Source organism: Streptomyces sp. NPDC048361 (genome assembly GCF_040651795.1).
Taxonomy (GTDB): Bacteria; Actinomycetota; Actinomycetes; order Streptomycetales; family Streptomycetaceae; genus Streptomyces.
The window spans coordinates 1-25,912 of sequence record NZ_JBEZKW010000021.1; the positions used below are offsets into that span (position 1 = coordinate 1).

Annotated in this window: 20 protein-coding genes and 1 pseudogene; 10 read left to right on the forward strand and 11 right to left on the reverse strand. The window is 72.4% G+C overall.

All coding sequences use genetic code 11. The features are described from left to right. Positions 1-95, forward strand: a pseudogene (locus tag AB0D31_RS14655) (RdlA protein); the annotation flags it as partial. Positions 96-201: 106 nt separating this feature from the next. Here AB0D31_RS14655 and AB0D31_RS14660 read toward each other — a convergent pair. The 8 genes from AB0D31_RS14660 to AB0D31_RS14695 all read right to left on the reverse strand — a co-directional run bounded on the left by AB0D31_RS14660 (position 202) and on the right by AB0D31_RS14695 (position 10,909). Then, positions 202-909: a TetR/AcrR family transcriptional regulator gene (locus tag AB0D31_RS14660; protein WP_362721931.1), complete on the reverse strand. Its 708-nt coding sequence runs from the start codon at positions 907-909 to the stop codon at positions 202-204. After that, positions 897-1,631: an enoyl-CoA hydratase family protein gene (locus AB0D31_RS14665; RefSeq protein ID WP_362721933.1), complete on the reverse strand. Its 735-nt coding sequence runs from the start codon at positions 1,629-1,631 to the stop codon at positions 897-899. The genes AB0D31_RS14660 and AB0D31_RS14665 overlap by 13 nt, the downstream gene beginning before the upstream one ends. Then, the gene (locus AB0D31_RS14670) at positions 1,628-3,367 is read right to left on the reverse strand and encodes a 4-coumarate--CoA ligase family protein (protein ID WP_362722151.1); all 1,740 of its coding nucleotides are present in this window, start codon (positions 3,365-3,367) and stop codon (positions 1,628-1,630) included. The genes AB0D31_RS14665 and AB0D31_RS14670 overlap by 4 nt, the downstream gene beginning before the upstream one ends. A 24-nt stretch (positions 3,368-3,391) precedes the next feature. Further along, positions 3,392-4,525, reverse strand: coding sequence for an acyl-CoA dehydrogenase family protein (locus AB0D31_RS14675; protein ID WP_362721936.1), 1,134 nt, complete (start codon positions 4,523-4,525; stop codon positions 3,392-3,394). After that, positions 4,522-6,414, reverse strand: a complete 1,893-nt coding sequence (locus tag AB0D31_RS14680) for a biotin carboxylase N-terminal domain-containing protein (protein WP_362722154.1) — start codon at positions 6,412-6,414, stop codon at positions 4,522-4,524. Before AB0D31_RS14680 ends, AB0D31_RS14675 begins: the two co-directional genes overlap by 4 nt. Positions 6,415-6,546: 132 nt before the next feature. After that, positions 6,547-8,148 (reverse strand): carboxyl transferase domain-containing protein, encoded by a 1,602-nt coding sequence (locus tag AB0D31_RS14685; protein ID WP_362721939.1) that lies wholly within the window; start codon positions 8,146-8,148, stop codon positions 6,547-6,549. A 185-nt stretch (positions 8,149-8,333) separates the two neighbouring features. Continuing rightward, positions 8,334-10,034, reverse strand: coding sequence for an acyclic terpene utilization AtuA family protein (locus tag AB0D31_RS14690; protein WP_362721942.1), 1,701 nt, complete (start codon positions 10,032-10,034; stop codon positions 8,334-8,336). After that, positions 10,031-10,909, reverse strand: a complete 879-nt coding sequence (locus AB0D31_RS14695) for a TIGR03084 family metal-binding protein (RefSeq protein ID WP_362721945.1) — start codon at positions 10,907-10,909, stop codon at positions 10,031-10,033. Before AB0D31_RS14695 ends, AB0D31_RS14690 begins: the two co-directional genes overlap by 4 nt. 380 nt (positions 10,910-11,289) lie before the next feature. Between AB0D31_RS14695 and AB0D31_RS14700 the strand changes: the two genes are divergently transcribed. Continuing rightward, entirely contained in the window at positions 11,290-11,991 is a 702-nt protein-coding gene (locus AB0D31_RS14700) for a DUF4232 domain-containing protein (protein ID WP_362721948.1), read from the forward strand. Positions 11,992-12,589: 598 nt separating this feature from the next. On the opposite strand, the gene AB0D31_RS14705 is transcribed toward AB0D31_RS14700, so the two are convergent. Both AB0D31_RS14705 and AB0D31_RS14710 read right to left on the reverse strand, forming a co-directional pair. Then, on the reverse strand, positions 12,590-13,588 hold the full coding sequence (locus tag AB0D31_RS14705) for an EamA family transporter (protein ID WP_362721950.1): 999 nt from the start codon (positions 13,586-13,588) through the stop codon (positions 12,590-12,592). Positions 13,589-13,781: 193 nt separating this feature from the next. Further along, on the reverse strand, positions 13,782-16,901 hold the full coding sequence (locus AB0D31_RS14710; protein ID WP_362721953.1) for an FAD-binding and (Fe-S)-binding domain-containing protein: 3,120 nt from the start codon (positions 16,899-16,901) through the stop codon (positions 13,782-13,784). Between the two features lie 261 nt (positions 16,902-17,162). Between AB0D31_RS14710 and AB0D31_RS14715 the strand changes: the two genes are divergently transcribed. The 8 genes from AB0D31_RS14715 to AB0D31_RS14750 all read left to right on the forward strand — a co-directional run bounded on the left by AB0D31_RS14715 (position 17,163) and on the right by AB0D31_RS14750 (position 24,748). Next, the gene (locus AB0D31_RS14715) at positions 17,163-18,692 is read left to right on the forward strand and encodes an ATP-binding protein (protein WP_362721956.1); all 1,530 of its coding nucleotides are present in this window, start codon (positions 17,163-17,165) and stop codon (positions 18,690-18,692) included. Then, positions 18,689-19,090, forward strand: coding sequence for a roadblock/LC7 domain-containing protein (locus AB0D31_RS14720; protein WP_362721959.1), 402 nt, complete (start codon positions 18,689-18,691; stop codon positions 19,088-19,090). Before AB0D31_RS14715 ends, AB0D31_RS14720 begins: the two co-directional genes overlap by 4 nt. Then, entirely contained in the window at positions 19,087-19,434 is a 348-nt protein-coding gene (locus tag AB0D31_RS14725; protein ID WP_362721961.1) for a DUF742 domain-containing protein, read from the forward strand. The genes AB0D31_RS14720 and AB0D31_RS14725 overlap by 4 nt, the downstream gene beginning before the upstream one ends. Then, positions 19,415-20,014, forward strand: coding sequence for an ATP/GTP-binding protein (locus AB0D31_RS14730; RefSeq protein WP_362721963.1), 600 nt, complete (start codon positions 19,415-19,417; stop codon positions 20,012-20,014). The genes AB0D31_RS14725 and AB0D31_RS14730 overlap by 20 nt, the downstream gene beginning before the upstream one ends. Then, on the forward strand, positions 20,011-21,240 hold the full coding sequence (locus tag AB0D31_RS14735; protein WP_362721966.1) for a cytochrome P450: 1,230 nt from the start codon (positions 20,011-20,013) through the stop codon (positions 21,238-21,240). Before AB0D31_RS14730 ends, AB0D31_RS14735 begins: the two co-directional genes overlap by 4 nt. An 8-nt stretch (positions 21,241-21,248) precedes the next feature. Then, positions 21,249-22,502, forward strand: coding sequence for a cytochrome P450 (locus AB0D31_RS14740; protein ID WP_362722156.1), 1,254 nt, complete (start codon positions 21,249-21,251; stop codon positions 22,500-22,502). 126 nt (positions 22,503-22,628) lie between these two features. Further along, positions 22,629-23,747, forward strand: a complete 1,119-nt coding sequence (gene serC, locus AB0D31_RS14745; protein ID WP_362721969.1) for a phosphoserine transaminase — start codon at positions 22,629-22,631, stop codon at positions 23,745-23,747. 344 nt (positions 23,748-24,091) lie between these two features. Further along, positions 24,092-24,748, forward strand: a complete 657-nt coding sequence (locus tag AB0D31_RS14750) for a DUF4360 domain-containing protein (RefSeq protein WP_362721972.1) — start codon at positions 24,092-24,094, stop codon at positions 24,746-24,748. Positions 24,749-24,852: 104 nt separating this feature from the next. Here AB0D31_RS14750 and AB0D31_RS14755 read toward each other — a convergent pair whose 3' ends face one another. Next, complete coding sequence (locus AB0D31_RS14755) at positions 24,853-25,830, reverse strand: WD40 repeat domain-containing protein (protein ID WP_362721975.1); 978 nt, start codon at positions 25,828-25,830, stop codon at positions 24,853-24,855. Between the last annotated feature and the right edge of the window lie 82 nt (positions 25,831-25,912).

Here is a 25,912-nt window from a genome sequence, read left to right on the forward strand (position 1 = left end):
CCGAGAACTCCACCCAGGCCAAGCGCGACGAGGCCCTGTCGCACATCCTGGACGACATCCCGGTGCTCTCCGGCAACGGCGCCTCCGGCAGCTGACAACCCCGGTCGACGGCCGGCCCCGGGTCACCCGGGGCCGGCCGTTTTCGTGCGCCCGGCTCCGACGGCGCGCTCAGGGGGTGCCTGGTGATCCGTCAGACACCCCCTAGCGCAGCGCCTCGTCCAGGAGCACCGCCCACTGCGCCACGACCCGCTCCCTGCGCGCCGCGTCATCGGTGAGCACATTGGCCAGGCCAAGGCCGCGCGCCATGTCGAGGAAGCCCTGCACCGTCTCCCGGACACCCGGTACGGACTCGTCGGCGGCGAGCAGTTCCACCGCGATCCGGTGCGATTCGCGGCCCACCCTCGCCTCCAGCTCGGTCACCCGCGCGTGCAGCTGGGGCTCGTTGGACGCGGCGACCCACAGGTGGAGCGCGGCCCGGAACAGCGGACCGGTGTACAGCCCGACGAGGGCCGCCACGACCTCGCGGCGGTCCCTGCGGTCCAGGGCGCGCAGCGCACTCGAACGCTGCTCGGCGACGTACTCGACGGCCGCCGTGAACAGGTCCTCACGGGTCGGGAAGTGGTGCTGGGCGGCGCCCCGCGAGACTCCGGCGCGCTCGGCGACCACCGACACCGTGGAGCCCGTCCAGCCGTGCTCGGCCAGACAGGAGACCGCGGCTTCGAGCAGACGCTGCCGGGTGGCCCGGCTCCGGTCCTGCTTCGGAGCCTTCGGCGCGGACTTCGGTGCGGTCGCCGCCGCGGACTTCTGCGCAGTCGCCGCCGCGGACTTCGGCGCGGTCGTCGACGGGGCGTCGGGGGACGACTCGTGTGCGGGCTGCGGTGGCGTCGTCGGTGGGGTCACAACACCCATGCGGGGTCCCGTCGTTCGAGGAAGGCCGTCACTCCCTCCCGCGCCTCGGCGGAGGCGAAGAGGGACGCCGAGCGGGCGGTCAGCTCCTTCGACCAGCGGTCGAAGGCCTCCGTCACGGTAGCCGTGACCAGAGCCTTCGATGCGGCCAGGCCCCCGGGCGACGACCTGCGCAACCCGTCGAGAACCGGTTCGAGCGCCGCGTCCACGTCGTCCGCGGCGACCGTGATCAGGCCCGTGCGGGCCGCCTCCGCCACGTCGAACCGCTCCCCCGTGAGGTAGTAGCGGCTCGCCGCGCGCGGGTCCATGCGCGGAAGAACCGGCAGGGAGATCACCGCGGGCGCGAGGCCGAGCCGCACCTCGGTGAACGCGTACGACGAGTCCGGCCCCGCCACCGCGATGTCGCACGCCGCGAGGAGCCCGAGCCCACCTGCCCGGACATGTCCCGTCACCCGGGCCACGACCGGCTTGGGAAGCCCGACCACGGCACGCATCAGGGCGACGAAGGCCTCCGGGTCGGGCGGCGCCTTCAGGTCGGCGCCCGCGCAGAACGTGCCGCCGGTGTGGCTGAGCAGCACGGCCCGTACCTCCGGGTCACCCGCACACCGCGCGAGCTCCGCGGACAGCTCGGCGACGAGCGCCTTGGAGAGCGCGTTGCGGTTGGCGGGCGAGTCGAGGGCGAGGGTGGTGATGCCCCGCTCGTGGGCGGCCCTGACGACTGTCACGCGTCACCCTTCTCTCGCGCCTGTCGCGCGTGTCGCGTCTCTCGTGACTCCCGACTCTCCCCACTGTCCCGGCTCTCCCGTTGTCGCAGCTCGCGCCGCAGAATCTTGCCGGACGCGGCCCGGGGCACGGCCTCGATGAACGCGACGCGGCGGACCTTCTTGTACGGGGCGACGCGTTCGGCGACGTACGCCATCACGTCGTCCGCGCCCAGGTCCGGCGCGTCCGGCCTGCGCACCACGAAGGCCTTGGGCACCTCGTTGCCGTCCGCGTCGACGACGCCGATGACGGCGGCGTCCGCGACGGCGGGGTGGGTGAGCAGGAGCGCCTCCAGATCGGCGGGGGCGACCTGGAACCCCTTGTACTTGATGAGTTCCTTGACCCGGTCGACCACGTACAGCCAGCCGTTCTCGTCGACGCGCCCCACATCGCCGGTGTGCACCCAGCCGTCCGCGTCGATCAGCTCGGCGGTCGCCTCGGGCCGGCCGAGGTAGCCCTTCATGACCTGCGGGCCGCGGATCGCTATCTCGCCCTCCTCGCCGAGCCCGGCGTCACGGGCCGGGTCGTCGAGGCGCAGGATGCGCATCTCGGTGGAGGGCAGCAGCTTGCCGACCGCGCCGGCGGGCGGGTTCGGGGTGGCCAGCGGTACGACATGGGTGCCGGGCGACAGCTCGGTCATGCCGTACGCCTGCCGCACCGGAGGCAGCCCCAGCCGGTCCGAACAGGCCTGCGCCAGGCGGGAGTCGAGCGGCGCCGCCGCGCTCATGACGTATTCGAGGCTGGACAGGTCGTACCGCGTGACCGCTGGATGCTTGGCGAGGGCGAGCACGATGGGTGGGGCGACGTACAGGCCGGTGATGCGGTGCTTCTCGATCGCGCGCAGGAACTGGTCGAGGTCGAAGCGCGGCAGCACGACGACGGTGGCGCCGGCCCGCAGGGGCGCGTTGAGGAGCGCGGTCATGCCGTAGATGTGGAAGAACGGCAGCACCGCGAGAATGCGGTCGCCGGGCACCATTGGTACCAGCGGATGCAGCTGTGCGAGGTTGGTGGCGATGCTGCGGTGGGTGAGCATGACGCCCTTGGGGACGCCGGTGGTGCCGGAGGAGTACGGCAGGACGGCGATGTCCTCGGCGGGGTCGATCGGGACGGCCGGCTCGGGGATCGCGACGGGCTCGGGGGCGTCGTCGTTCAGCAGGTCGTGGACGATCGAGCGGTGCCCATCGGCGCGGTCGCAGACGAAGATCTCCTCGATGCCGCCGACGAGTTCGGCGGCCCGGCGGGCGGTCGCGAGGAGTGGCGACAGCGTGACGATCCACCGGGCCCGTGAGTCGTGCAGCTGCTTGGCGAACTCCTCGGCCGTGCACAGCGGATGGACGGTCGTGACGGCCGCCCCGGCGCGCGTCGCCCCGTAGAACACGACCGGGTAGAGAGTCGAGTTGGGGCTGTGCAGGGCGAGCACATCGCCTTTGCGCAGCCCGGAACGGACCAGCTTGCGCGCCAACCTCCGGTGCTGCACGTCGAGTTGACCGTACGTGAGCGCGGTCGTGGCGCTCGGGTCGGCGCCGTCGATGAGGGCGACGGCGTCGGGGAACGAGGCGGTCGAGCGGGCGAGGACCGCCTCGTGGATGGGTTCGTCGAGGACGGCCACATCGGCGTACTCGCTGCGCAAGACGCGCGGCGCAGGGGAGGCCGGGACGGCGGAGGAGCCGGCGGGAGCAGACAGGTCGGGGGAATCCATGTCCATGGGGGTCTCCTAGTACGTCTAGTACGACTTGGGAAGGCCCAGGGACTGGTGGGAGACGTAGTTGAGGATCATCTCGCGGCTGACCGGCGCGATCCTGGCGACCCGGGCGGCGGTGATGAGCTGAGCCAGGCCGTACTCGCGGGTCAGGCCGTTGCCGCCCAGGGTGTGAACGGCCTGGTCGACGGCCTTCACGCAGGCTTCGGCGGCCGCGTACTTCGCCATGTTGGCGGCCTCGCCCGCCCCGGTGTCGTCGCCCGCGTCGTACAGCGCGGCCGCCCTCTGCATCATCAGACGGGCCAGTTCGAGCTCGATGTGGGCCTGGGCGAGCGGGTGGGCGATGGCCTGGTGGCCGCCGATGGGCTGCTTCCACACCTGGCGGGTCGTGGCGTAGTCCACGGCGGTGGCGAGAGCGTAACGCCCCATGCCGATCGCGAACGCGGCCGTCATGATCCGCTCGGGGTTGAGCCCGGCGAAGAGCTGGAGCAGCCCGGCGTCCTCGTCGCCGACCAGCGAAGCGGCGGGCAGCCGCACCTCGTCGAGGACCAGCTCGAACTGCTTCTCCGCCGTCTGGAGTTCCATGTCGATCTGCGAGCGCCCAAAGCCCGGGGTGTCGCGCGGAACGATGAACAGGCAGGGCTTGAGACTGCCGGTCCGTGCGTCCTCGGTGCGTCCCACGATGAGGGTCGCGTCGGCTATGTCCACGCCGGAGATGAAGACCTTGCGCCCGGTGAGGACCCAGCCGTCGCCGTCGCGCCGCGCGGTGGTGGTGATGCGGTGCGAGTTGGAACCGGCATCGGGCTCCGTGATGCCGAACGCCATCGTCAGCGTCCCGTCGGCGAGCCCCGGCAGCCAGGTGCGCTTCTGCTCCTCGGTGCCGAAGCGCGCGATGACCGTGCCGCAGATGGCGGGCGAGACCACCATCATCAGGAGCGGACAGCCCGCCGCCCCCAACTCCTCCAGCACGATGGACAGTTCGGCCATGCCGCGGCCCCCGCCGCCGTGCTCGGCGGGCAGGTTCACACCGAGGTAGCCGAGCTTGGCCGCCTCCGACCACAGGGCCGCGCGGTCGAAACCGCGTCCGTGCCGGGCGCCGAGTGCGGCGACCGCGGCCCGCAGATCCTTGTTCTCCTGGCTTTCGATGACACCGGTCATACGACTTCGTCCTCCGATGCGACTACGGCGAGCAGGGCACCTACCTCGACCTGACGGCCGGGGGCGGCGTGGAGCGCGGTGAGCGTGCCGGAGGCCGGAGCGATGACGCGGTGCTCCATTTTCATGGCCTCCAGCCAGAGCAGCGGCTGCCCCGCGTCGACGCGGCAGCCCTCCTCGACCCCGTCGGCGATCCGCACCACGACCCCCGGCATGGGGGCGAACAGCGAGCCGGGCGCGACGAGATCGCCGGGGTCGGTGAAGCGGGGGTGGACGGTGAAGGTGTGACATCCCGACGCGGAGTCGACGTACACGGTGCCGCCGTAGCGATGCACCGCGAACTCCCGCTGTACGCCGTCGACTTCAAGCCGTACGCGTCCGGGCTCGGCGGCCTTCAGACGCACCCCGGGGTGGCCGTCCGCTTCGAGGCCGTGCCGGGTGAGCCGGTAGCGGACCACGTGGTCGCCGTACCGCTTGACCTGCGGCTGCGAGGGTACGTTGCGCCAGCCGCCGCCGAACCGTCCGGCCCGGGCGCTCGCGTCGGCGAGGGCGGCGGCGAGCGCGGCATGGTGCGCGCCGGGCGCCGGCGCGGTCAGCTCGGCGAGGTTACGGTCGTAGAACCCGGTGTCGAGTCGGCCCCCCGCGTCGGCGGGCCCTTCGGTGAACTCCGGGTGGCGCAGGGAGCGCACGAGCAAGTCCCGGTTGGTGGCCGGACCGTGGACGCGGGCGCGCTCCAGAGCGCCGGACAGCATGCGGGCCGCCTCGGCGCGGGTCGGGGCGTGGGCGACGGCTTTGGCGAGCAGCGAGTCGTAGTGCACGGAAACGGTGTCGCCGTCGGCGTATCCGCGGTCGAACCGCACCCCGTCGACGGCCAGCCGGTGCACCGTGCCCGTCCCCGGGGCCCAGCCGTCGGCCGGGTCCTCGGCGTACAGACGGGCCTCGATGGCGTGGCCGTGCGGCTCGGGCGGGGCCGGCGGGAGGGCTTCGCCCTCGGCGACACGGAGCTGGAGCGCGACCAGGTCGACGCCGAACACGGCCTCGGTGACGGGGTGTTCGACCTGGAGACGGGTGTTCATCTCCAGGAAGTGGACGGTATGGTCGGCTACCAGGAACTCCACTGTGCCCGCGCCCCGGTAGTCGGTGGCCTTCGCGGCCCGCACGGCGAGGGTGTGCAGTTCGGTGGCGGTCTCGGGGGTGAGGCCGGGCGCCGGGGCCTCCTCGATGACCTTCTGGTGGCGGCGCTGGAGGGAACAGTCGCGGGTGCCCAGCACCCAGACCGTGCCGTGGGCATCGGCGAGGATCTGCACCTCGACGTGGCGTCCGCCCTCGATGTAGGGCTCGACGAAAACGTCGTCGTCACCGAAGGCACTGAGCGCCTCGGCGCGCGCTGACAACAACTGGCTTTTGATGTCGGTCAGTTGACGAACAATGCGCATACCTCGTCCGCCGCCGCCCGCGGATGCCTTGATGAGCAGTGGAAGATCCTCCTCGCCGACTGTGTCGAGGCTCAGCGGCGGCAGCCCCATGAGCTCCTTGGCGCGGGTCTTGGACGCCATCGCCTCAATGGCCTCCGGGGGCGGCCCGATCCAGGTGAGCCCGGCCTCGGTGACGGCGCGCGCGAACCCGGCGTTCTCGGAGAGGAACCCGTACCCCGGGTGCACGGCGTCGGCGCCCGCGGCGAGCGCCGCCTCGACTACGAGGTCACCGCGCAGATACGTCTCGCCGGGCGTGGCCCCCGGCAGCCGCACCGCGGTGTCGGCCTCGCGTACGTGCAGGGCGCCCGCGTCGGCGTCCGAGAACACGGCTACGGTGGCGATGCCCAGCTCACGGCAGGTACGGAAGACCCGGCAGGCTATCTCGCCCCGGTTGGCGACGAGTACGGAGTTGATCATGGCTCGCGGTTCGGTCGTGGTCTGCGACTCGGTCGCGGCCCTCGGCTCGGTCGCGGCCTGCGACTCCCTCATAGCCCTCGACACGGTCATGGCCCTCGACTCGGTCATGGCCCTCGGCTCGGTCATGTGCCCTCACATCCGGAAGACGCCGAAGCCGCCGCGGGCGCCTTCGACGGGAGCGGTGTGGATCGCCGACAGGCACAGCCCGAGGACGGTCCGGGTGTCACGGGGGTCGATGACGCCGTCGTCGTACAGCCGCCCGGACAGGAACATCGGCAGCGACTCCGCCTCGATCTGCTGCTCCACCATCGCGCGGAGCGCCGCGTCCGCGTCGTCGTCGTACGGCTGCCCCTTGGCCTGCGCGGAGGCGCGGGCCACGATCGACAGGACCCCGGCGAGCTGCTGCGGCCCCATCACCGCGGACTTGGCACTGGGCCAGGCGAACAGGAAGCGGGGGTCGTAGGCGCGTCCGCACATGCCGTAGTGCCCGGCGCCGTAGGAGGCCCCGACCAGGACGGACAGATGCGGCACCCGGGAATTGGACACCGCGTTGATCATCATCGCGCCGTGCTTGATGATGCCGCCCTGCTCGTACTCCCTGCCGACCATGTAGCCGGTGGTGTTGTGCAGGAAGAGCAGCGGGATGTCGCGCTGGTTGGCGAGCTGGATGAACTGTGCGGCCTTCTGCGACTCGGCGGAGAACAGCACGCCCTGCGCGTTGGCGAGGATGCCGACGGGGTAGCCGTGCAGCTCGGCCCAGCCGGTGACCAGGCTGGTCCCGTACAGCGGCTTGAACTCGTCGAAGTCCGACGCGTCGACGATCCGGGCGATGACCTCACGCGGGTCGAAGGGGGTCTTGAGGTCCTCGGGGACGACGCCAAGCAGTTCTTCCTCGTCGTACTTCGGCGGCTCGGCGATCCCCGCCGGATCCGGGTGCGCCTTGCGGTGGTTGAGGCGGGCGACGATACGGCGGGCCTGGCGGATCGCGTCGGGCTCGTCGACGGCGAAGTGATCGGCGAGGCCGGAGGTACGGGCGTGCATCTCGGCGCCGCCCAGCGACTCGTCGTCGCTCTCCTCGCCGGTCGCCATCCTGACCAGCGGCGGGCCGCCGAGAAACACCTTGGACCGCTCTTTGATCATGACGGTGTGGTCGGACATGCCGGGGATGTACGCCCCGCCCGCGGTGGAGTTGCCGAACACGACGGCGATGGTGGGGATGCCGGCCGCGGAGAGCCGGGTGATGTCCCGGAAGATCGCACCGCCCGGGATGAAGATCTCCTTCTGGGAGGGGAGGTCGGCCCCGCCGGACTCGACGAGGCTGATGCAGGGCAGGCGGTTGGTGTACGCGATCTCGTTGGCGCGCAGGGCCTTCCTGAGCGTCCACGGGTTGGAGGCGCCGCCGCGGACGGTGGGGTCGTTGGCGGTGATCAGGCACTCGACGCCCTCGACGGTCCCGATGCCGGTGACCATGGAGGCGCCGACGGGGTAGTCGCTGCCCCAGGCGGCGAGCGGGGACAGCTCCAGGAAGGGCGTGTCCGGGTCGAGCAGCAGCTCGATGCGCTCACGGGGCAGCAGTTTGCCGCGGCGCCGGTGGCGCTGGGTGTACTTCTCGCCTCCCCCCGCGAGCGCTTTGGCATGCTCCCCCTCCAGCTCGGCGAGCTTGCCCCGCATGGCCGCGGCGGCCTGCCGGAATTCGGGGGAGGTCGGGTCGAGCGCGGTGGGGAGGGTGGGCATGGGGCTCCTTGGTCTTGGTGGGGTGAGGTGGTGCGGGACGTGGGCGCTGTGGACGCGTCGCGGGCACCGTGGGCGGCGTGGACGTCGCGGACGTCGTGGGCGCCGTGGATGTCACGGGCGCCGTGGATGTCACGGGCGCCTGCGGCGGGGCGGGGCGGGGAAGGTGCGGGGTGGGGAAGGGAAACTCACACCAACTCAACCGGGACCTCCACCACCCTCGCCCGCAACCACTCCCCCACCCCCTTGCCCTGAGGATCGAACCGCGCCTGCGAAGCGACCCCCTCCCCCAACAACCCCTCCACCACGAAGTTCAGCGCCCGCAGGTTCGGCAGCACGTGCCGAGTCAGAGCCAACTCCCTCACCTCCGGCAGGAGTTCCCTCAGCGCGTCCACGCTCAGGGCGTGACCCATCCACGCCCAGACCTCCTCCGAGCGGGCCCACAACCCCACGTTCACATCCCCGCCCTTGTCCCCACTGCGAGCCCCCACCAGCGTCCCCAGCGGAACCCGCCGCGTGGGTCCCGGGACGCCGAACGGGGCGAGGACGGGCTCGGACACGGGCCCGAGAGACACGGTGCGCGGCGCCCGGGGTATCAACTCCCGTGACCCGTCGGGCAGTACGGCCACATGTTCCACCTCGCCCGCGTCGACGTACTGGGCCGAGAACACCCCGTAGGGCGCCCCTTTTCCCGGCGGAGCCGTGACGTGGAAGCCGGGGTAGCTGCCGAGTGCCAGCTCGATGGCGGCCCCGCTCACCACGCGGCCGACCGCCTCCGGGTCGGAGTCCCGTACGACGAGCCGCAGCAGCGCACTGGCCGCCTCCTCGCTCGCCGCGTCCGCCTGGTCCGTACGGGACAGATCCCAACGCACCTGCGCAGGGCAGGACTTGGCGCGGGCGAACGCGTCCTCGATCTGCCCCCGCACCAGTGCGGCCTTCGCCTCCACGTCGAGCCCGGTCAGCACGAACACGACCTCGTTGCGCCACCCGCCGATGCGGGTGACGCCCGCCTTGAGGGTGGGTGGCGGCGCTTCGCCCCGCACGCCGGTGACGCGTACCCGGTCGGGCCCGTCCTGGTCGAGCCGTACGGTGTCGAGCCGCGCCGTGACGTCGGGCCCCGCGTACCGCGCGCCGGTCGTCTCGTAGAGGAGCTGCGCGGTGACCGTACCGACGTCGACGACGCCCCCGGTGCCGGGGTGCTTGGTGATGACGCTGGTGCCGTCGGCGTGGATCTCGGCGAGCGGAAAGCCGGGCCGGGCGAGGGCGCCGGGCGTGAACTCCGTGAAGAAGGCGTAGTTGCCGCCGGTGGCCTGGGTGCCGCATTCCAGGATGTGCCCGGCGATCACCGCGCCCGCGAGCGCGTCGTACTGCTCGGGCCCCCAGTCGAACCACCACGCGGCCGGCCCGGTGACGAGGGCCGCGTCGGTGACACGGCCGGTGACGACGATGTCCGCCCCGCCGCGCAGGCAGGCCGCGATACCACCGCCGCCGAGGTAGGCGTTGGCGGTGAGCGCCCCTTCGGGCAGCGGCAGGGCATCCCCCTCGACATGGCCGACCCGTACGGGAACGCCGACCCGGTCGCTCAACTCCCGTATGGCGTCGGCCAGTCTGGCCGGGTTGAGGCCGCCGGCGTTGGTGACGATCCGCACGCCGCGCTCCCGTGCGAGCCCGAGGCACTCCTCCAGCTGCCTCAGGAACGTCTTGGCGTACCCGAGCCGTGGGTCGCGCAGCCGGTCGCGGCCGAGGATGAGCAGGGTGAGTTCGGCGAGGTAGTCGCCGGTGAGGACGTCGAGGGGGCCGCCGGTGAGCATCTCGCGCAGGGCGTCGAAGCGGTCGCCGTAGAACCCGGAGGCGTTGCCGATCCGCAGGGCACGGCCGCCCTGGTTCACGAGGCCGCCTCTCCGCGGGCGGCGCGGGGCGGGCGGCCGGGGGCGGAGTGGGAGTCGGCGGGAGGCTCGACTCGGGGCGGGCGGCCGGGTCCTGCGGGGCCGGCGAAGGCCTGGGCGATGTCGAGCCAGCGGTCGGCGTCGGCGCCTTCGGCGGTCACTGCGGTGTCGTCGCGGTGCAGCCGCTGGGTGACGAGGAGGCAGAAGTCCAACGCCGGCCCGGTGACCCGCTGTTGGGCATGCTCGGGCCCGTAAGCCCACACGCCGGCACCGTCCGGGGCGGTCAGCTCGACCCGGAACTCCTCACCGGGCGCCGCCAACCCCCGTACGGCAAAAGCATAGTTACGGGCGCGGACGCCGATGCGGGCGACGTGGCGGAGCCGGTCGGTGGGCTTGCGGGTGCGGCCCAGGGCGTCGAACACGTCCTGGCCGTGCGCCCAGGTCTCCATGAGGCGGCCGGTGGCCATCGACGCGGTGGACATGGGCGGCCCGTACCAGGGGAACCGCGCTCCGGCGGGCGCCGCCCGCAACGCGTCCTGGAGCTGTATGCGGCTGTCCCGCCACCAGGAGAGCAGTTCGGCGGGCGGCAGCAGGGCGCCGGCCTCGGCTCCGTCATCCACGAAGGAGTCCGGCGCCGCGGCCGCCTTCTCGACCTCGGCCGCGAAGGCGTCGGGGTCGGTGACGGCGAGCAGGGCGGCGGTGTCGGTCCAGGCGAGGTGGGCGACCTGATGGGCGATGGTCCAGCCGGGGGCCGCGGTGGCGGTGCCCCACTGTGCGGGGCTCAACTCGCCGATCAGGACGTCGAGTTCACCACCCTCGGCACGCAGGTCGTCAAGGACATCGAGCACGGCGTCGGTCGGGCCGGCCGGTTCGGACACGGTGCGCTCCCCTCCAAGGCAGCGGACAGCGGGTGTGCCCCGGAGCATGGCAGCAGGGCCTGAAACAAGCAAGCGTGCTTGCATGTATTTTCCGGCCATGGACGGGATCCGGCGGCAACCGTCAAGATCCACCGGGTCACGGCTCTGTCCCAGCGGGTGGAGTGGGGCAGTTGGCGCGGGAGGAGGGCGCAACCGCCGCCACGCCCGGCAACCGGCGTCTATGGGGTGGCTGTGCCGGTAACAGGAATGTCTTGGGCGGCGGGCGGCAGGAACGGTTCGCCGGTCCGTGTGGTCCTGTTGAGCACAAGCGCTCGCTCGTACCGAACCACACCTCCCCGTGCCGAGCGGCCCGCACTCCCACCGATGCTGAGGAAGAATCGATGCGCGTTCGCAAGCTCACCTTCGCCGCCCTGGCCGTTGCCGCGGGTCTCTCGCTCACGGCGTGCCAGAGTGACGACGGCTCCACGCAGAGCGACCCGCCCGCCGCCTCCAACGCATCGTCCGCGGGCGGTGGTTCCGATTCCGGCTCGGGTACGGGCACGGACCAGGGCAGCGGCAAGAACACGGGCGGAACCGGCGGGTCCAGCGGCACGGGCAGCACCGGCGGCAAGGCCACGTCGGCCGGGGCCGGTTCCAGCGGGTCCGGCGGGAGCGCCAAGGGGGTCGCCAAGTGCCGCACTCTCGACCTGAACATCACGGCCAAGGACGCGACGGTCGGTGGTGACGCGGAGCGCACCGTGGCCGTGGAGTTCATGAACTCCAGTGGCCACGACTGCATGGTGTCGGGCTTCGCGGGCGTCGACCTGAAGACCAACTCGGGCACGGTGTCGGCCAAGCGCACGGGTGCGCCGGCCACGCCCTACACCCTCAAGCACGGTAAGTCGGTCTACTTCGGCATCACTTACCCGGCCAACGACTCGGGCGGCTCGGGCGTGCGCATCACGGGCCTGGTGGTGACCCCGCCCGGAGAGACCAAGCCGGCCACGCTGCCGTGGCCGGGCGCCGCGTCGCTCCCCGTCACGGAGGACGGCGGCTCCCAGGTGAAGGTGGGCCCGATGGGAAGCGCGGGCCAGGGCGACTGAACGACCCCGGGTACGGGGGCCGCGGGCCAGGTCGGCTTCGCTGTGCGGGCCGCGGGCCGCGGGCCCCGGATGGCGGGTGGCGCGGTGTGCGCCGCGGGTGGCGGGTGGCGCGGTGTGCGCCGCGGGTGGCGCGGTGTGCGCCGCGGGTGGCGGGTGGCGCGGTGTGCGGGCCGCGGGTGGCGGGTGGCGCGGTCCCCGCCCCTGAGGTACTCGGTGCGGCCCGCGCGGCATAGCCGGCGCGTCATGGGGCCCCTGGCCCCTAAGGCCTTGGGGGAGATTGAGGACGAGCGCCCTCAAGGCGCGAACGGGGTCCGGGGCGGAGCCCTGGAGGCCCGGCTTTCGGGTGCGGGCCCGGTGGGGGCCGGCCGCGCAGTTCCCCGCGCCCCCAATTACTCGGTGCCGGCCAGCATGGGCAACCTCAGCCTGTCATGGGGGTCCCCCCTGGCCCTTAAGGCCTTGGGGGAGTTTGAGGACAAGCGCTTCAGGCGCGAACGGGGTCCGGGGCGGAGCCCCAGGTAGCCGCACCATCAAGTAGCCGCACGGGTGAGTGAGTGGGCAACCGCCCCCGGCAAGGGGAGCCCCCCGCCCAGCCAGGGAGCTAACCCGAGACCGCCCGGATTTGCGTCCGCACCGCCCCCATACTCGCCCCGATCACCAGCCCGATCGCCAGCGCCTGGGGCCAGGACAGCGCCTGGTTCAGGATCAGGAACCCCGCCGCCGCCGCAATCGCGGGCTCAAGGCTCATCAGGATCGCGAAGGTAGACGCGGGCAGGCGGCGCAGGGCAAGGAGTTCCAGGGTGTAGGGCAGCACCGAGGACAGCACCGCCACCGCCGCGCCCAGCGCCATCGTGGAGGGCACGACCAGCGCGCCCCCGGCCTGCGCGATGCCGATCGGCAGGAACACGATCGCCCCGACCGCCATCGCGAGGGCGAGCCCGTCGGCCTGGGGGAACCTCCGCCCCGTACGCGCGCTGAACAGGATGTACAACGCCCAGCAGACGCCCGCCGCCAGCGCGTACGCCACGCCGACCAGGTCCAGGCTGCTGAAGCCGCCCCCGCCGAGCAGGACGACGCCGGCCAGGGCGAGCCCCGCCCACAGGACGTTGACCAGGCGGCGCGAGGCGAAGACCGACAGGGCCAGCGGGCCCAGCACCTCCAGGGTGACGGCGACACCGAGCGGGATGCGGTCGACGGCCTGATAGAAGAGGCCGTTCATGCCGGCCATGGCGACGCCGAACACGACGACCGTGCCCCAGTCCGCCCGTGAATGCCCCCGCAGCTTGGGCCGGCACACCAGCAGCAGGACGAGCGCCGCCGCGACGAGCCGCAGCGTCACGACTCCGGCCGCCCCGGCCCGCGGCATCAGCGTCACCGCCACGGCGGCACCGAACTGCACCGATATGCCGCCCGACACCACCAGCGCCACGGACCCGAACGCGGCCCGGCGCCCACCGAGGCCCGGCCCCCGCGTCCCCTCGCCGAGCGCACCCGCACCCGCACCCGCACCCGCACCCGCCGGCACACCGGCAGCCTCCGGTACGGCGACGGCGGCCGCCGCGACCGGCTCCGCCGCACCCGCACCCCTGACCGGATTCACCGGCGCTCACCTCTCCCTTGCCACTCTCGGTTCACCACATTGGACCAGTAGATTCAGTATTCTGTACCCCGCCCATGCGCCGCAAGCGTTTTCGCGCGGCCACCACCCGGGCAAGCGGAATGAACCCGTCCATCCAATGTAAGCGGCTCTGGGGCTGTCCATCCCTGACCCCCCGGCCTCGCCGCGAAGTCCCCTACTGAGCCCCCGGGGAGCTCCCCGCGGAGCCTCCCGCAGAGCAGCCCCCCGCGGAGCCCTCCCCCTGCCCCTCCCCAGGCCCCTCCCCCAGCCCGAGCCCCTGCCCCAGCCCCTCCGCGAGGACCTCCGCCAGGTGCCTGGCCCGCCGGCCCGTCAACTGCGCGAGTTGCGTACGGCAGGAGTAGCCGTCGGCCAGGATGTCCGTGCCGGGTGCGGCGGCCCGTACCGCGGGGAGCAGCTGGTCCTCCGCGCAGGCCAGCGAGACTTCCCAGTGCCCGCGCTCGAACCCGAAGTTCCCGGCGAGCCCGCAGCACCCTCCGCTGAGCTCGCCCATCAGGCCGGCCTTCTCGCGCAGGCGGCGTTCGGCGGCGTCACCGAGGACCGCGTGCTGGTGGCAGTGGGTCTGCCCGGCCACCGGGCGGTCCAGGCGCGGCGGCGCCCAGTGGGGGGCGCACTCCTCGACGGCCTCGGCGAAGGTACGTACCGAGGCGGCGAGGCGGGCCGCCCGCGGGTCGGCGGGGAGCAGGTCCGGCAGGTCCGTGCGCAGGGCGGCCGCGCAGCTCGGTTCGAGTACGACGACGGGGCGGGCCGGATCGGACAGGTACGGCTCGATGACGTCGAGCGTGCGGCGCAGCACCGTCTTCGCACGGTCCAGCTGCCCGGTGGACACATAGGTGAGGCCACAGCAGAGCCGCCCGAACGGCACCTGTGCCGCGATTCCCGCGTCCGTGAACACCCGTAGCGCCGCCCGGCCCACCTCCGGGGAGAGATACCTGGTGAACGTGTCCGGCCACAGCACGACCCCCGATTCCCTCAGCTGCCCCGGGTCCCCCGTCGTCCCGAGGCCCCCCAGCTCCCCCTCCGCCCCCAACTCCCCCGTCCCCGCCCGAAACGTCCGCACCGCCAGCCGCGGAATCGCTCGCTCCGGTGCGATCCCCGCGAGCCGTTTCGCCAGCGCCGCGAGTGGGCGGACCCGGGCCGCCGCGTTGAGCGGGCGGGCAAAGGGCGCCGCGAGCCGCAGCCACTCGGGCAGCCGGCCCAGGGCGTAGTGCGCGGCCGGGCGGCGGCGCCCCGCGTAGTGGTGGTGCAGGAACTCCGCCTTGTACGTGGCCATGTCCACGCCGACCGGGCAGTCGCTGCGGCAGCCCTTGCAGGACAGGCACAGGTCGAGCGCGTCGCGCACCTCCCGCGAGCGCCACCCGCCGGTGACCACCTCACCGGCCAGCATCTCGTGCAGCAGCCGCGCCCGGCCCCGCGTGGAGTGCTCCTCCTCGCCGGTCGCCCGGAAGGACGGACACATCACCGACTCCGAACCGCCGTGTTGCGTACGGCATTTGGCGACGCCCACGCACCGGCTCACCGCCGCCGAGAAGTCGCCCCCGTCGTGCGGGTACCCGAACGCGACGTCCACCGCGCCACGCTTCGGCAGCACCTCGAAGCGCAGGTTCTCGTCGAGCCGGGCGGGCCGCACGAGAATGCCCGGATTGAGCAGCCCGTCCGGGTCCCACACATCCTTGAACTCGGCGAACACAGCGACCAGTTCGGGCCCGTACATCGCGGGGAGCAGCTCCGCGCGGGCCTGCCCGTCGCCGTGTTCGCCGCTGAGCGAGCCGCCGTGTGCCACGACGAGCGCGGCGAGGTCTTCGGAGAACGCCCGGAAGCGGCCGACGCCGTCGCGGGTCACGAGGTCGAAGTCGATGCGGACGTGGACACAGCCGTCCCCGAAGTGCCCGTACGGCGCGCCGCGCAGCCCGTACGAGGCCAGCAGGGAGCGGAACTCCCGCAGGTACGCGCCGAGCCGGGCCGGCGGCACCGCGCAGTCCTCCCATCCCGGCCATGCCTCGGTGCCGTCGGGCATGCGCGTCGCGGTACCGGCGGCGTCCTCGCGGAGCCGCCACAGCGCGCGCATCCCGGCCGGATCGCTCACCACGGCGGCATCGAGGGCGCCGCTCACCTTCGCCAACTCTCCTGCCCGAGAACGCGCTTGGCGCTCATCGGCGCCGCCCACCTCGACGAACAGCCAGGCCCCGCCGCGCGGCAGACCCGCCCCGCCCCGTACCCGTACGAGATCGGCGGCCATGCCCTCGACGGTCAGCGGCCGGTACGGCAGCAGGGCGGGCGCCGCCTCGGCGGCCGCGCTCTCGTCGGGGTGGCCGAGCACCGCGAGGGCGCGGGCGGGCGGCGGCGCCACGAGACGAACGGTGGCCTCGGTGACCACGCCGAGCGTTCCCTCGCTGCCGCAGAACGCCCGCGCCAGGTCGGCGCCGCGCTCGGGGAGCAGGGCGTCCACGGCGTAGCCGGAGATGCGGCGCGGCAGGTCCTGGGGGTAGCCGGTGCGCAGGATGGACAGATGACGGCTGACAACATCGCGTAGTCCAACAGGCGTGATCGAATTTTCCCACCCGCGCGCCAGGCGGTACCGGTCGCCCCGCGCGCCGACGACTGTCAGATCACGAACATTGTCAGCTGTCGTCCCCCAGGCCACCGAATGCGCCCCGCACGCGTTGTTGCCGATCATCCCGCCGAGCGTGCACCGGCTGTGCGTCGACGGGTCGGGTCCGAAGGTCAGCCCGTGGGGTGCGGCTGCTTCCCTGAGCGTATCGAGGACAAGTCCCGGCTGCACGACGGCTGTTCGCGACTCGGCGTCGACGGAGACGAGCGAGCGCATGAAGCGGGTGAAGTCGAGCACGATCCCGGTGCCGGTGGCCTGCCCGGCGATGGAGGTGCCGCCGCCGCGCGGCACGACCGGCACCCCGTACGTCCGGCAGACGGCGAGGACGGCCGCCACGTCGTCGGCGTCGCGCGGGGCGACCACACCCAGCGGGACCCGGCGGTAGTTGGAGGCGTCCATCGTCGTCAGGGCGCGGGCGGTGACCCCGAGGTCCACCCGGCCGCGCACGACACGGGACAGTTCCTCGCCGAGCTCCGCACCGAGCTCTTGACCGAGCCCTTGACCGGGCGCTTGACCGGGCGCTTGACCGGGCGTTCCGCCCAACTCCGCCCCGAAGCCCGCACCGGAGCCCGGGCCGAGCTCCGCACCGAGCTCTCCGCCAGAGCCCGCGCCAAGCTCCCCGCCGCGCTTTCGTCCCGCTCCCGCGCCGTTCGCACCATCTGCCATGGGCCCAGGATGCCCCCAGCGTCCCACAGAACGGATTTGACACAACGTCACGGATGCCGTGTCCTGAAACCGCCCAGATGACCTTAATGTGTCTGGTCAACGGTCCCAATGAGCGGGAATGTTCACCAAGAACTATCCAATTCGATCACCAACTCTCCTATAGTTGCCCCGCGTTCCCCCGTGGAACAGGAACCCGACCTTCCACCCGTGCTGCCCCCGACCACCCCTTCGCCCGCCATAAGCGCTGTAAGGCATTGATCAATGAAGGCGTCGCCCTCTCCCACCCGCCCCTCCGCGTCGGCCCTGCTGATCACCGCGGTGGTCACCGGCGCGTTCTGCACGGCGGCGGTGGTCTCGGCCACGCCCGCCTCCCGCGCCCTGGTCGGCTGGAGCCTCGGAGCCGCGGCGGCCCTGCTGAGCGCCGGCGCGTACGCCATGACGTACACCGTGCTGCGGGGCCGTGTCCTGCGTGACCGGCTCACCGCGCTCAACGCCCAGATCGCCGCCCAGGAGGCCAACGCCGCCCGGCGCAGCGCCGACGCGGTACGGCTGGACGCCGCGCATTCCGCCGAGCGCAAGGCGCTGATCGCGGCCCACGCCGCCGAACTGCGCCGCGCCGAGTCGGCCCGTGCCGCGGCGCTCGCCGCCACCGCCAACGCGGCCGGCCGCATGCAGGCGCTGGCCACCGGCATGCTCGCCGACCTGCGCGACATGGAGCACCGGCACGCCGACGAGGACGTGCTCGGCGACCTCCTCCACCTCGACCACCGCACCGCGCAGGCGGGCCGGCTCGCGGACTCCATCGCCGTGCTGACCGGGGCGCGTTCGGGCCGCCGCTGGTCGCGGCCGATCGTCATGGAGTCGATCCTGCGCGGCGCCATGGGCCGCATCGGCGGCTACCAGCGCGTGCGGCTCCACTCCACCAGCGACGCGGCCGTCGCCGGGCACGCCGCCGAGGGCGTCATGCACGCGCTGGCCGAACTCCTCGACAACGCGGCCAACTTCTCGCCGCCGACCGCCGAGGTCCATGTGTACGTGGAAGAGGTGCCGGCCGGGGTGATCATCACGGTCGAGGACAGCGGGCTGGTCATGAGCGAGGTGCAGCAGCGCCGCGCCGAGCAGGCCGTGTCCGGGCAGTCCTCGGACCTCGCGGGGCTCTCCGGAACCCGGCTCGGCCTCGCGGTCGTCGGGCGTCTGGCCCGCAAGCACGGCCTGACGGTGTCGTTCCGGCCGTCCGCGCGCGGCGGCACGGGCGCGCTGATGCTGCTGCCGCACGAGTTGGTCTCCCATGCCACGGCGGCGCCCGGTCAGGTGCCGGCCACGGCCGCGTCCATCGTCGACGTACCGCAGGACCTGAAGGCGGCGGAGCCGTCGGCACCCGAACCCGCCGCACCCGAACCCGCCGCACCGGAGTCCGCCGCACCGGAACTGCCCGTACGGGAGCCGGCGCGCGGGCCCCTGGTGACGGCCGCGGCCGGCGAGCCGGAGGCCGTCCACGAGACGGCCGCGGATCCCGCCGGTCCGGACCCCGCGTCCGGGTCCCGCGGTGAGACATCCGGATCCGGATCCCCGAGTGAAACCAGTGGCGAGTTCCCGCAGTTCGGCGAGAGCGGGCTGCCCAAGCGCAAGCGGGGCCGGGCGCTGGCCGCGGCGCACCCCGAGGGGCCCGACGCCCCGGCGGCGCCGGCCCGTGCCACGACCGCCGCGGCGTCGGACGCCGCCGCCCGCTTCAGCAGCTTCCGCCAGGCCGTACGCGCGAAGTCCCCCACCCCGGAAGGCACCACAGAATGACCGGCACCACGACCGACGAGAAGCTCAACTGGCTTCTGGAGAACCTCCTCCAGCGCACCCCGGGGGCCCGCCACGGCCTGGTGCTCTCCCGCGACGGACTCAAGCTGTGCCGCACCCCGGAGCTCTCCGTCGACCAGGCCGACCAGCTCGCCGCGATCGCCGCGGGCATCCAGAGCCTCTCCCACGGGGCGTCCATGGAGTTCGGCGACGGCTCCGGCGGGGTGCGCTCCGCGATGGCGGAGTTCTACGGCGGCATCCTCTTCATCGTCGAGGCCGGTGAGGGCGCGCACCTCGCGGTGGTCGCCGCCGAGGACGCGGACGCCGGGCTCGTCGGACACAACATGTCCGAGCTGGTGGAGCAGCTCGGCGAGTACCTCAGCGCCGAGCCGCGGGCATGAGCCGGCCGGGCCGGGACGACTCGCCGGACCGGCTCTACACACTCACCGGCGGACGCAGCCGCTCCGGTTCGGCCGCCTTCGACCTGGTCACCCTGGTGGTCACCGAGTCCGACCCGGTGCCCGGCATGCAGTCCGAGCACGCGGCGATCCTCACCATGTGCCGCTTCCCGACCGCGGTCGTGGAGATCGCCGCGGAACTCGGCCTGCCCGTGACGGTGGTGCGCATTCTGCTCGCCGATCTGCACGACACCGGCCGCATCAGCGCCCGCCATCCGCGCTCCACCCACCGCCTTCCCGATTCCGACATCCTGGAGCAGGTGCTCGTTGGCCTCCGAAATCTCTGAACGGCCCGCCCTGGCGGGGACCGCGGACAATGGCCTCAAAATCGTCGTCGTCGGAGGTTTCGGCGTCGGAAAGACGACCATGGTGCGCTCGGTCAGCGAGATCCGTCCGCTGAACACCGAGGAGACCATGACCAAGGCGGGCGAGGCGGTCGACGACCTGAACGGCGTCGGCACGAAGTCGGCCACCACCGTCGCCTTCGACTTCGGCCGCATCACCCTGGACGCGCGCAACGTCCTGTACTTGTTCGGCGCGCCCGGCCAGGAGCGGTTCTGGTTCCTGTGGGACCGGCTGTTCGCGGGCACGCTCGGCGCGGTCGTCCTCGTCGACACCCGGCGCCTCGCGGACTCCTGGTACGCCATCGACCGTCTGGAGCACCACGGCACGCCGTTCGTCGTGGCGTGCAACGACTTCGGCGGGCCCGCGCACACCGAGGCGCAGGTCCGTGAGGCGCTCGACCTGCCGCCCGAGGTGCCGCTGCTGCGCTGCGACGCCCGCGCCCGCGAGTCGAGCAAGACCGTACTGATCACTCTCGTAGAACATCTCGCACGCCTGCGACAAGCACCGGAGCTCATACCGTGACGTGCCCGATCCCCGCCCCCGTCCCGCTGAGCGGCCCCCGCTTCCAGACCGAGCCGAACGCGCTCTACCGCGACATGCGGCGCGACCACGGCGCGGTGGCGCCCGTCGTCCTCGACGGCGACGTGCCGGCGTGGCTGGTGCTCGGCTACCGCGAGCTGCACCAGGTCACCAGCGACCCGATGCTGTTCTCGCGCGACTCCGACCTGTGGAACCAGTGGGACCGCATCCCCGCCGACTGGCCGCTCCTGCCGATGATCGGCCGCAAGCAGCCGTCGATCCTCTACACCGTCGGCGAGCGTCACCGCGAGCGCGCGGCGATGGTCTCCGAGGCGCTCGAAGCCGTCGATCCGTTCGAACTGCGCAGCCACGCCGAGCGGTTCGCGGACGAGCTCATCGACGCGCTGTGCGGGACGGGCAGCTGCGACATCGTCGGCCAGTACGCGATGCTCCTGCCGGTGCGGGTCCTGGCGAAGCTGTACGGGTTCGCCGACGAGCAGGGCCCGGGCCTGGTCACCGCGATGAACGACATGATCAACGGCCGGGAGGGCGCCCTTGAGGGGCAGCGCCATCTCGCCGAGTCGATGTACGCGCTGCTCAACGCCAAGCAGGTCGAGCCGGGCGAGGACGTGGCGTCGCGGATGCTCGCCAACCCGTACGGCTTCACCGTCGAGGAGGTCGGCCAGGACCTGATGGTGATGATGGCCGCCGGTCACCAGCCCACCGCCGACTGGATCGGCAACTCGCTGCGTCTGATGCTCACCGACGACCGGTTCGCGGCCTCGCTCGCCGGCGGGCGGCACAGCGTCGGTGAGGCGATGAACGAGGTGCTGTGGGAGGACACGCCCACGCAGAACGTGGCGGGCCGCTGGGCCGCCCGCGACACGCGCCTGGGCGGGCAGCACATCCGCGCGGGCGACCTGCTGCTGCTCGGGCTCGCGGCGGCCAACGGCGACCCGCAGATACGGATCGACGCGGGCGCGCTGACCGGCGGCAACAGTGCGTTCTTCTCGTTCGGGCACGGCGAGCACCGCTGTCCCTTCCCCGCGCAGGAGGTCGCCGAGGTCATCGCGCGGACCGGCATCGAGGTGCTGCTCGACCGGCTGCCAGACGTCGATCTTCCGCTCTCCGCCGGGCAGTTGACCCGCCGCCCGTCACCGTGGCTGCGCGGCCTGACCGAGCTTCCCGTCACGTTCACTCCCACTCCCGCCCTTGGAGCAGCCAGATGAGCAGCCAGATGAGCAGCCGGCCGAGCAGACCGTCGCAGTGCCCCGTGGACCACGACGGGGCCCTCACCCTCGACCCGTTCGTCGCCGACCTCGACGCGGAGAGCGCGGCGCTGCGCGCGGCGGGTCCGCTGGTACGGGTCGTGCTGCCCGGCGGGGTGGGCTGCTACTCGGTGACGCACCACGCGGAGGCCCGGGCGCTGCTGACCGACCCGCGTCTGGTGAAGGACATCGACAGCTGGGGCGCCTGGCGGCGCGGCGAGATTCCGCTGGACTGGCCGCTGATCGGGCTCGCCAACCCGGGCCGCTCGATGCTGACCGTCGACGGCGAGGAGCACCGCCGGCTGCGCACCCTGGTCGCGCAGGCGCTGACGGTGCGGCGGGTGGAGCGGCTGCGGGCGGGCATCGAGTCGCTGACGACGTCGATGCTCGACCGGCTCGCGGCGCGGCCTGCCGGCGAAGTGGTGGACCTGAAGGCGGAGTTCGCCTACCCGCTGCCCATGAACGTGGTCAGTGAGCTGATGGGCGTGGACGCCGCCGACCACCCGCGCCTGAAAAGCCTCTTCGAGAAGTTCTTCTCCACGCAGACACCGCCGGAGGAGGTGCCGCAGATGATGGCGGACCTCGGGGAGCTGTTCGCGCGGATCGTCGAATCGAAGCGGGGCGGGCAGGGCGACGACCTGACGAGTGCGCTGATCGCCGCGTCCGAGGACGGCGACCATCTCACCACGGAGGAGATCACCAACACCCTCCAGCTGATGATCGCGGCGGGCCACGAGACCACGATCAGCCTCATCGTGAACGCGGTGGTCGCCCTGGAGACCCACCCCGAGCAGCGCAAGCTGGTCCTCGACGGGGCGGTTTCGTGGGAGAACGTGATCGAGGAGACCCTGCGCTGGTCGACGCCGACCTCGCACGTCCTGTTCCGCTTCGCGACGGAGGATGTCGCGGTGGGCGACCGTGTCCTGCCGGCCGGTGAGGCCCTGATCGTCTCCTTCGGCGCGATAGGCCGCGACGAGGCACAGCACGGGCCGTCGGCGGGTGACTTCGACGTGACCCGCACGCCGAACCGGCACATCTCCTTCGGTCACGGCCCGCACGTCTGCCCCGGGGCGGCGCTGTCCCGCCTGGAGGCGGGGGTGGCCCTGCCGGCCCTGTACGCCCGCTTCCCCTCCCTGCGGCTCGCGGTCCCGGCGTCCGCCCTCCGCAACAAGCCGATAGTCACCCAGAACGACCTCTTCGACCTCCCGGTCCACCTGTCCTGACCCGGGTCCGCCCACGGGCGCGCGAACCGGGGTCCGGGGCGGAGCCCCGGGGAAGGGGGTGTGGGGGCCGTCTCACCGGGCGGACCCGGCACCCCGGACACACCGGGACCGGCTACGCTCGCGACCGTGGCTGAGATCCAGATTCCCGCTGACATGAAGCCCGCCGACGGCCGTTTCGGCGCGGGCCCCTCCAAGGTGCGTACCGAGGCGCTGGACGCCCTGGCCGCCACCGGCACCTCCCTGCTCGGCACCTCCCACCGCCAGGCCCCGGTCAAGAACCTGGTCGGCGAGGTGCGCCAGGGCGTGGCCGACCTCTTCTCCCTGCCCGAGGGCTACGAGGTGATCCTGGGCAACGGTGGCTCCACCGCGTTCTGGGACGTGGCGACGCACGGCCTGATCGACACCAAGTCGCAGCACCTGAACTTCGGCGAGTTCTCCTCCAAGTTCGCCAAGGCCGCCAAGCTGGCGCCGTGGCTGGCCGAGCCGACCGTCATCAGCAGCGACCCGGGCACCCACCCGGACCCGAAGGCCGAGGCGGGTGTGGACGTGTACGCGTTCACGCACAACGAGACCTCGACCGGTGTCGCCGCACCGATCAAGCGCGTGGCCGGCGCCGACGAGGGTGCCCTCGTCCTGGTGGACGCGACCTCCGGCGCCGGCGGCCTGCCCGTCGACATCACCGAGACGGACGTCTACTACTTCGCCCCGCAGAAGTCGTTCGCCTCCGACGGCGGCCTGTGGCTCGCGGTGTTCTCGCCGGCCGCCCTGGAGCGCGCCCAGCGCATCCACGCGAGCGGCCGTCACGTCCCGGAGTTCTTCTCGCTGCCGACCGCGATCGACAACTCGCTGAAGAACCAGACGTACAACACGCCCGCCCTGTCCACCCTGTTCCTGCTCAACGAGCAGCTGAAGTGGATCAACGGCCAGGGCGGTCTCACGTGGTCGACGGCGCGCACCGCGGCATCGTCGAGCGCCCTGTACGGCTGGGCCGAGGACTCCAAGCACGCCACCCCGTTCGTCACCGACCCCGCGAAGCGCTCGCAGGTCATCGGCACGATCGACTTCGCGGACGGTATCGACGCCGCCGCGATCGCCAAGGCGCTGCGCGCCAACGGCATCGTCGACACCGAGCCGTACCGCAAGCTCGGCCGCAACCAGCTGCGCGTCGCGATGTTCCCGGCGATCGACCCGGCCGACGTCCAGGCCCTGACGGCCTGCGTCGACTACGTCATCGAGCAGCTCTGAGCATCGGCGCGTAGTCACCCGCGCGTACGCGTCCGAGGGCCCGGCACCGTCGAGGTGCCGGGCCCTCGTGCGTACGGCGGCAGCCACCCCGGCCGCCGCGGCCGATAACCGCCCTATTCCGCAAGGGAGTTGCTCCCTACCATCCAAAGCGATCCGGCACGCTCCGCACCACGGCCGGACCGATCCGCAGGTTTGACATGTTCATGTCTCAACTATGTCGCGCGCAACGACATCCACGTCGGCATCCACGACAACCTCCGCGCCGGCATCCACGACGGCATGGGCATGCGGCTGGACTCCCCACGTTCCGCAAGGCCACCGACCCCCGATCGGAGCATCACCTCATGCCCGGTGCACTTCTCGCAGGCGCCGCGACCGCGGCCTTCCTCGCCTCGTCGCTCTTCACGCAGGCCGCGCCCGCCGCGACCGGCATCACCGCCCCGCCCGACAAGATCGTCATCGAGATCGCGACCGTCAACGGCTCCGGCTGTCCCATCGGCACCGCCGCGGTCGCCGTCTCGCCCGACAACACCGCCTTCACCGTCACGTACAGCCAGTACCTGGCCCAGGTGGGCGCCGGTGCCAAGCCGACCGACTTCCGCAAGAACTGCCAGCTCAACCTGATCGTGCACGTCCCGTCGGGCTTCACCTACGCCGTCGCGAGCGCCGACTACCGCGGCTTCGCCCACCTGGAGAGCGGCGCGAGCGCGACCCAGAAGGCCTCGTACTACTTCCAGGGCTCGTCGGACACGGCAAGCAGAACGCACCCCTTCACCGGCCCCTACAACGACGACTGGCAGGCCAACGACACCACCGACTGGGGCCAGCTGGTGTGGGCCCCCTGCGGTGTCCAGCGCAACTTCAACATCAACACCGAGCTGCGGGTCGGCGCCGGCACCTCGGACCCGCACAGCAACAGTTTCATCGCCATGGACTCCACCGACGGCGACATCCAGACCATCTACCACCTGGCCTGGAAGGAGTGCCCCGACCCGCGCTGACCGCACGACCGGGGGCCCGCACCGCATACCCGCGGGCCCTCGGCCCCGCCCTCACGCCCCGGCCCCGGCCCCGCCCCCGTCCCCGTCCCCCGGCACGGCACCTCTCAGCTGTTCCCCGGCCGTCTCAGCACCCGCTTCGCGCCCAGGGTGAGCGCGGTGGCGAGCGCAAGAACCATCGCGCCGACGACAAAGTTCCCGTTGCCCGCACCGTCACCCGATCCGGTGGAACGTCCGCCCGCCGTGGGCGACTTGGCGCCGTCCTCCTTGAGAGGGACGCGGACCACGCCGCTCCCCGCGCCCTCGGAGCCGACCATCAGGGCCGAGCCGTCCGGGGTGTACGTCACCGATTCCGACTGGGCCTGCACCGGCGTGCCGGGCACCGCGTGCCAGTCGCCCAGCGGGTCGCCCGTGCCGCCCTTCCAGGCGTACTCGGCCAGCGCGAAGTAGCCCCGCAGCGCCAGCTTCGTACCGTCCGGCGAGAACGCGCCGTCGGTCACCCACGGCACCTCGCCGACCCGGTGGAAGACGTTCGTGCCGGACGCCGACAGCTTGGCCGGGCCCTCGTAGAGGCCGCCGCCGCTCTCGCGCTTGGAGGCGATGTAGACCCGGCCGGTCTTGGGGTGCACCATCAGCGCCTCGGCGTTGCGCGGCCCGTCGGCGTACTGGACGTCGTACTGCGTCGCCTTCACCGTCTGGTCCTTCAGCTCGGCGGGCTCGGGGAAGCGGTAGATCCAGACGTGGTTCCAGGAGCCGTCCAGGTTGTCGCCGATGTCCCCGACGTAGAGGTCGCCGTCGGGACCGATCGAGATGGCCTCCACGTCGCGCGGCCGGCCCACGCCCGTCAGGGTGACCCGGGCGACGGTCTGTCCCGTCTTCGCGTCGACGGCGTAGACATAGGGGCCGTCACCGCTGTCGTTGTGCGTCCAGTAGATGCCGGGGTGGGCGCGGCTCGCGGCGAGCCCGCTGGACTCCTTGATCCGGGGGTCCTTGATGGTGAAGCCGCCGTCGTCGGCCAGGGCCGGACCCGCCGCACACATCAGGACGACGCCGGCCGTCCCGCACACTCTCAGAAGCGAACGCATGGACCCAGTCTCCCCGGCCGACTCCACGCACCGGAGGTGTCGACCATCACGTCGCCGCCGGGCGTACCGATCGGTAATGATG

What these genes read in the sequence shown, in the direction of transcription:
- AB0D31_RS14660 (WP_362721931.1), bottom strand. Translation starts at nt 909, where the DNA reads ATGGGTGTTGTGACCCCACCGACGACGCCACCGCAGCCCGCACACGAG.
- AB0D31_RS14670 (WP_362722151.1), bottom strand. Translation starts at nt 3,367, where the DNA reads ATGGATTCCCCCGACCTGTCTGCTCCCGCCGGCTCCTCCGCCGTCCCG.
- AB0D31_RS14675 (WP_362721936.1), bottom strand. Translation starts at nt 4,525, where the DNA reads ATGACCGGTGTCATCGAAAGCCAGGAGAACAAGGATCTGCGGGCCGCG.
- AB0D31_RS14680 (WP_362722154.1), bottom strand. Translation starts at nt 6,414, where the DNA reads ATGATCAACTCCGTACTCGTCGCCAACCGGGGCGAGATAGCCTGCCGG.
- AB0D31_RS14685 (WP_362721939.1), bottom strand. Translation starts at nt 8,148, where the DNA reads ATGCCCACCCTCCCCACCGCGCTCGACCCGACCTCCCCCGAATTCCGG.
- AB0D31_RS14700 (WP_362721948.1), top strand. Translation starts at nt 11,290, where the DNA reads ATGCGCGTTCGCAAGCTCACCTTCGCCGCCCTGGCCGTTGCCGCGGGT.
- AB0D31_RS14710 (WP_362721953.1), bottom strand. Translation starts at nt 16,901, where the DNA reads ATGGCAGATGGTGCGAACGGCGCGGGAGCGGGACGAAAGCGCGGCGGG.
- AB0D31_RS14715 (WP_362721956.1), top strand. Translation starts at nt 17,163, where the DNA reads ATGAAGGCGTCGCCCTCTCCCACCCGCCCCTCCGCGTCGGCCCTGCTG.
- AB0D31_RS14720 (WP_362721959.1), top strand. Translation starts at nt 18,689, where the DNA reads ATGACCGGCACCACGACCGACGAGAAGCTCAACTGGCTTCTGGAGAAC.
- AB0D31_RS14725 (WP_362721961.1), top strand. Translation starts at nt 19,087, where the DNA reads ATGAGCCGGCCGGGCCGGGACGACTCGCCGGACCGGCTCTACACACTC.
- AB0D31_RS14740 (WP_362722156.1), top strand. Translation starts at nt 21,249, where the DNA reads ATGAGCAGCCGGCCGAGCAGACCGTCGCAGTGCCCCGTGGACCACGAC.
- AB0D31_RS14750 (WP_362721972.1), top strand. Translation starts at nt 24,092, where the DNA reads ATGCCCGGTGCACTTCTCGCAGGCGCCGCGACCGCGGCCTTCCTCGCC.
- AB0D31_RS14755 (WP_362721975.1), bottom strand. Translation starts at nt 25,830, where the DNA reads ATGCGTTCGCTTCTGAGAGTGTGCGGGACGGCCGGCGTCGTCCTGATG.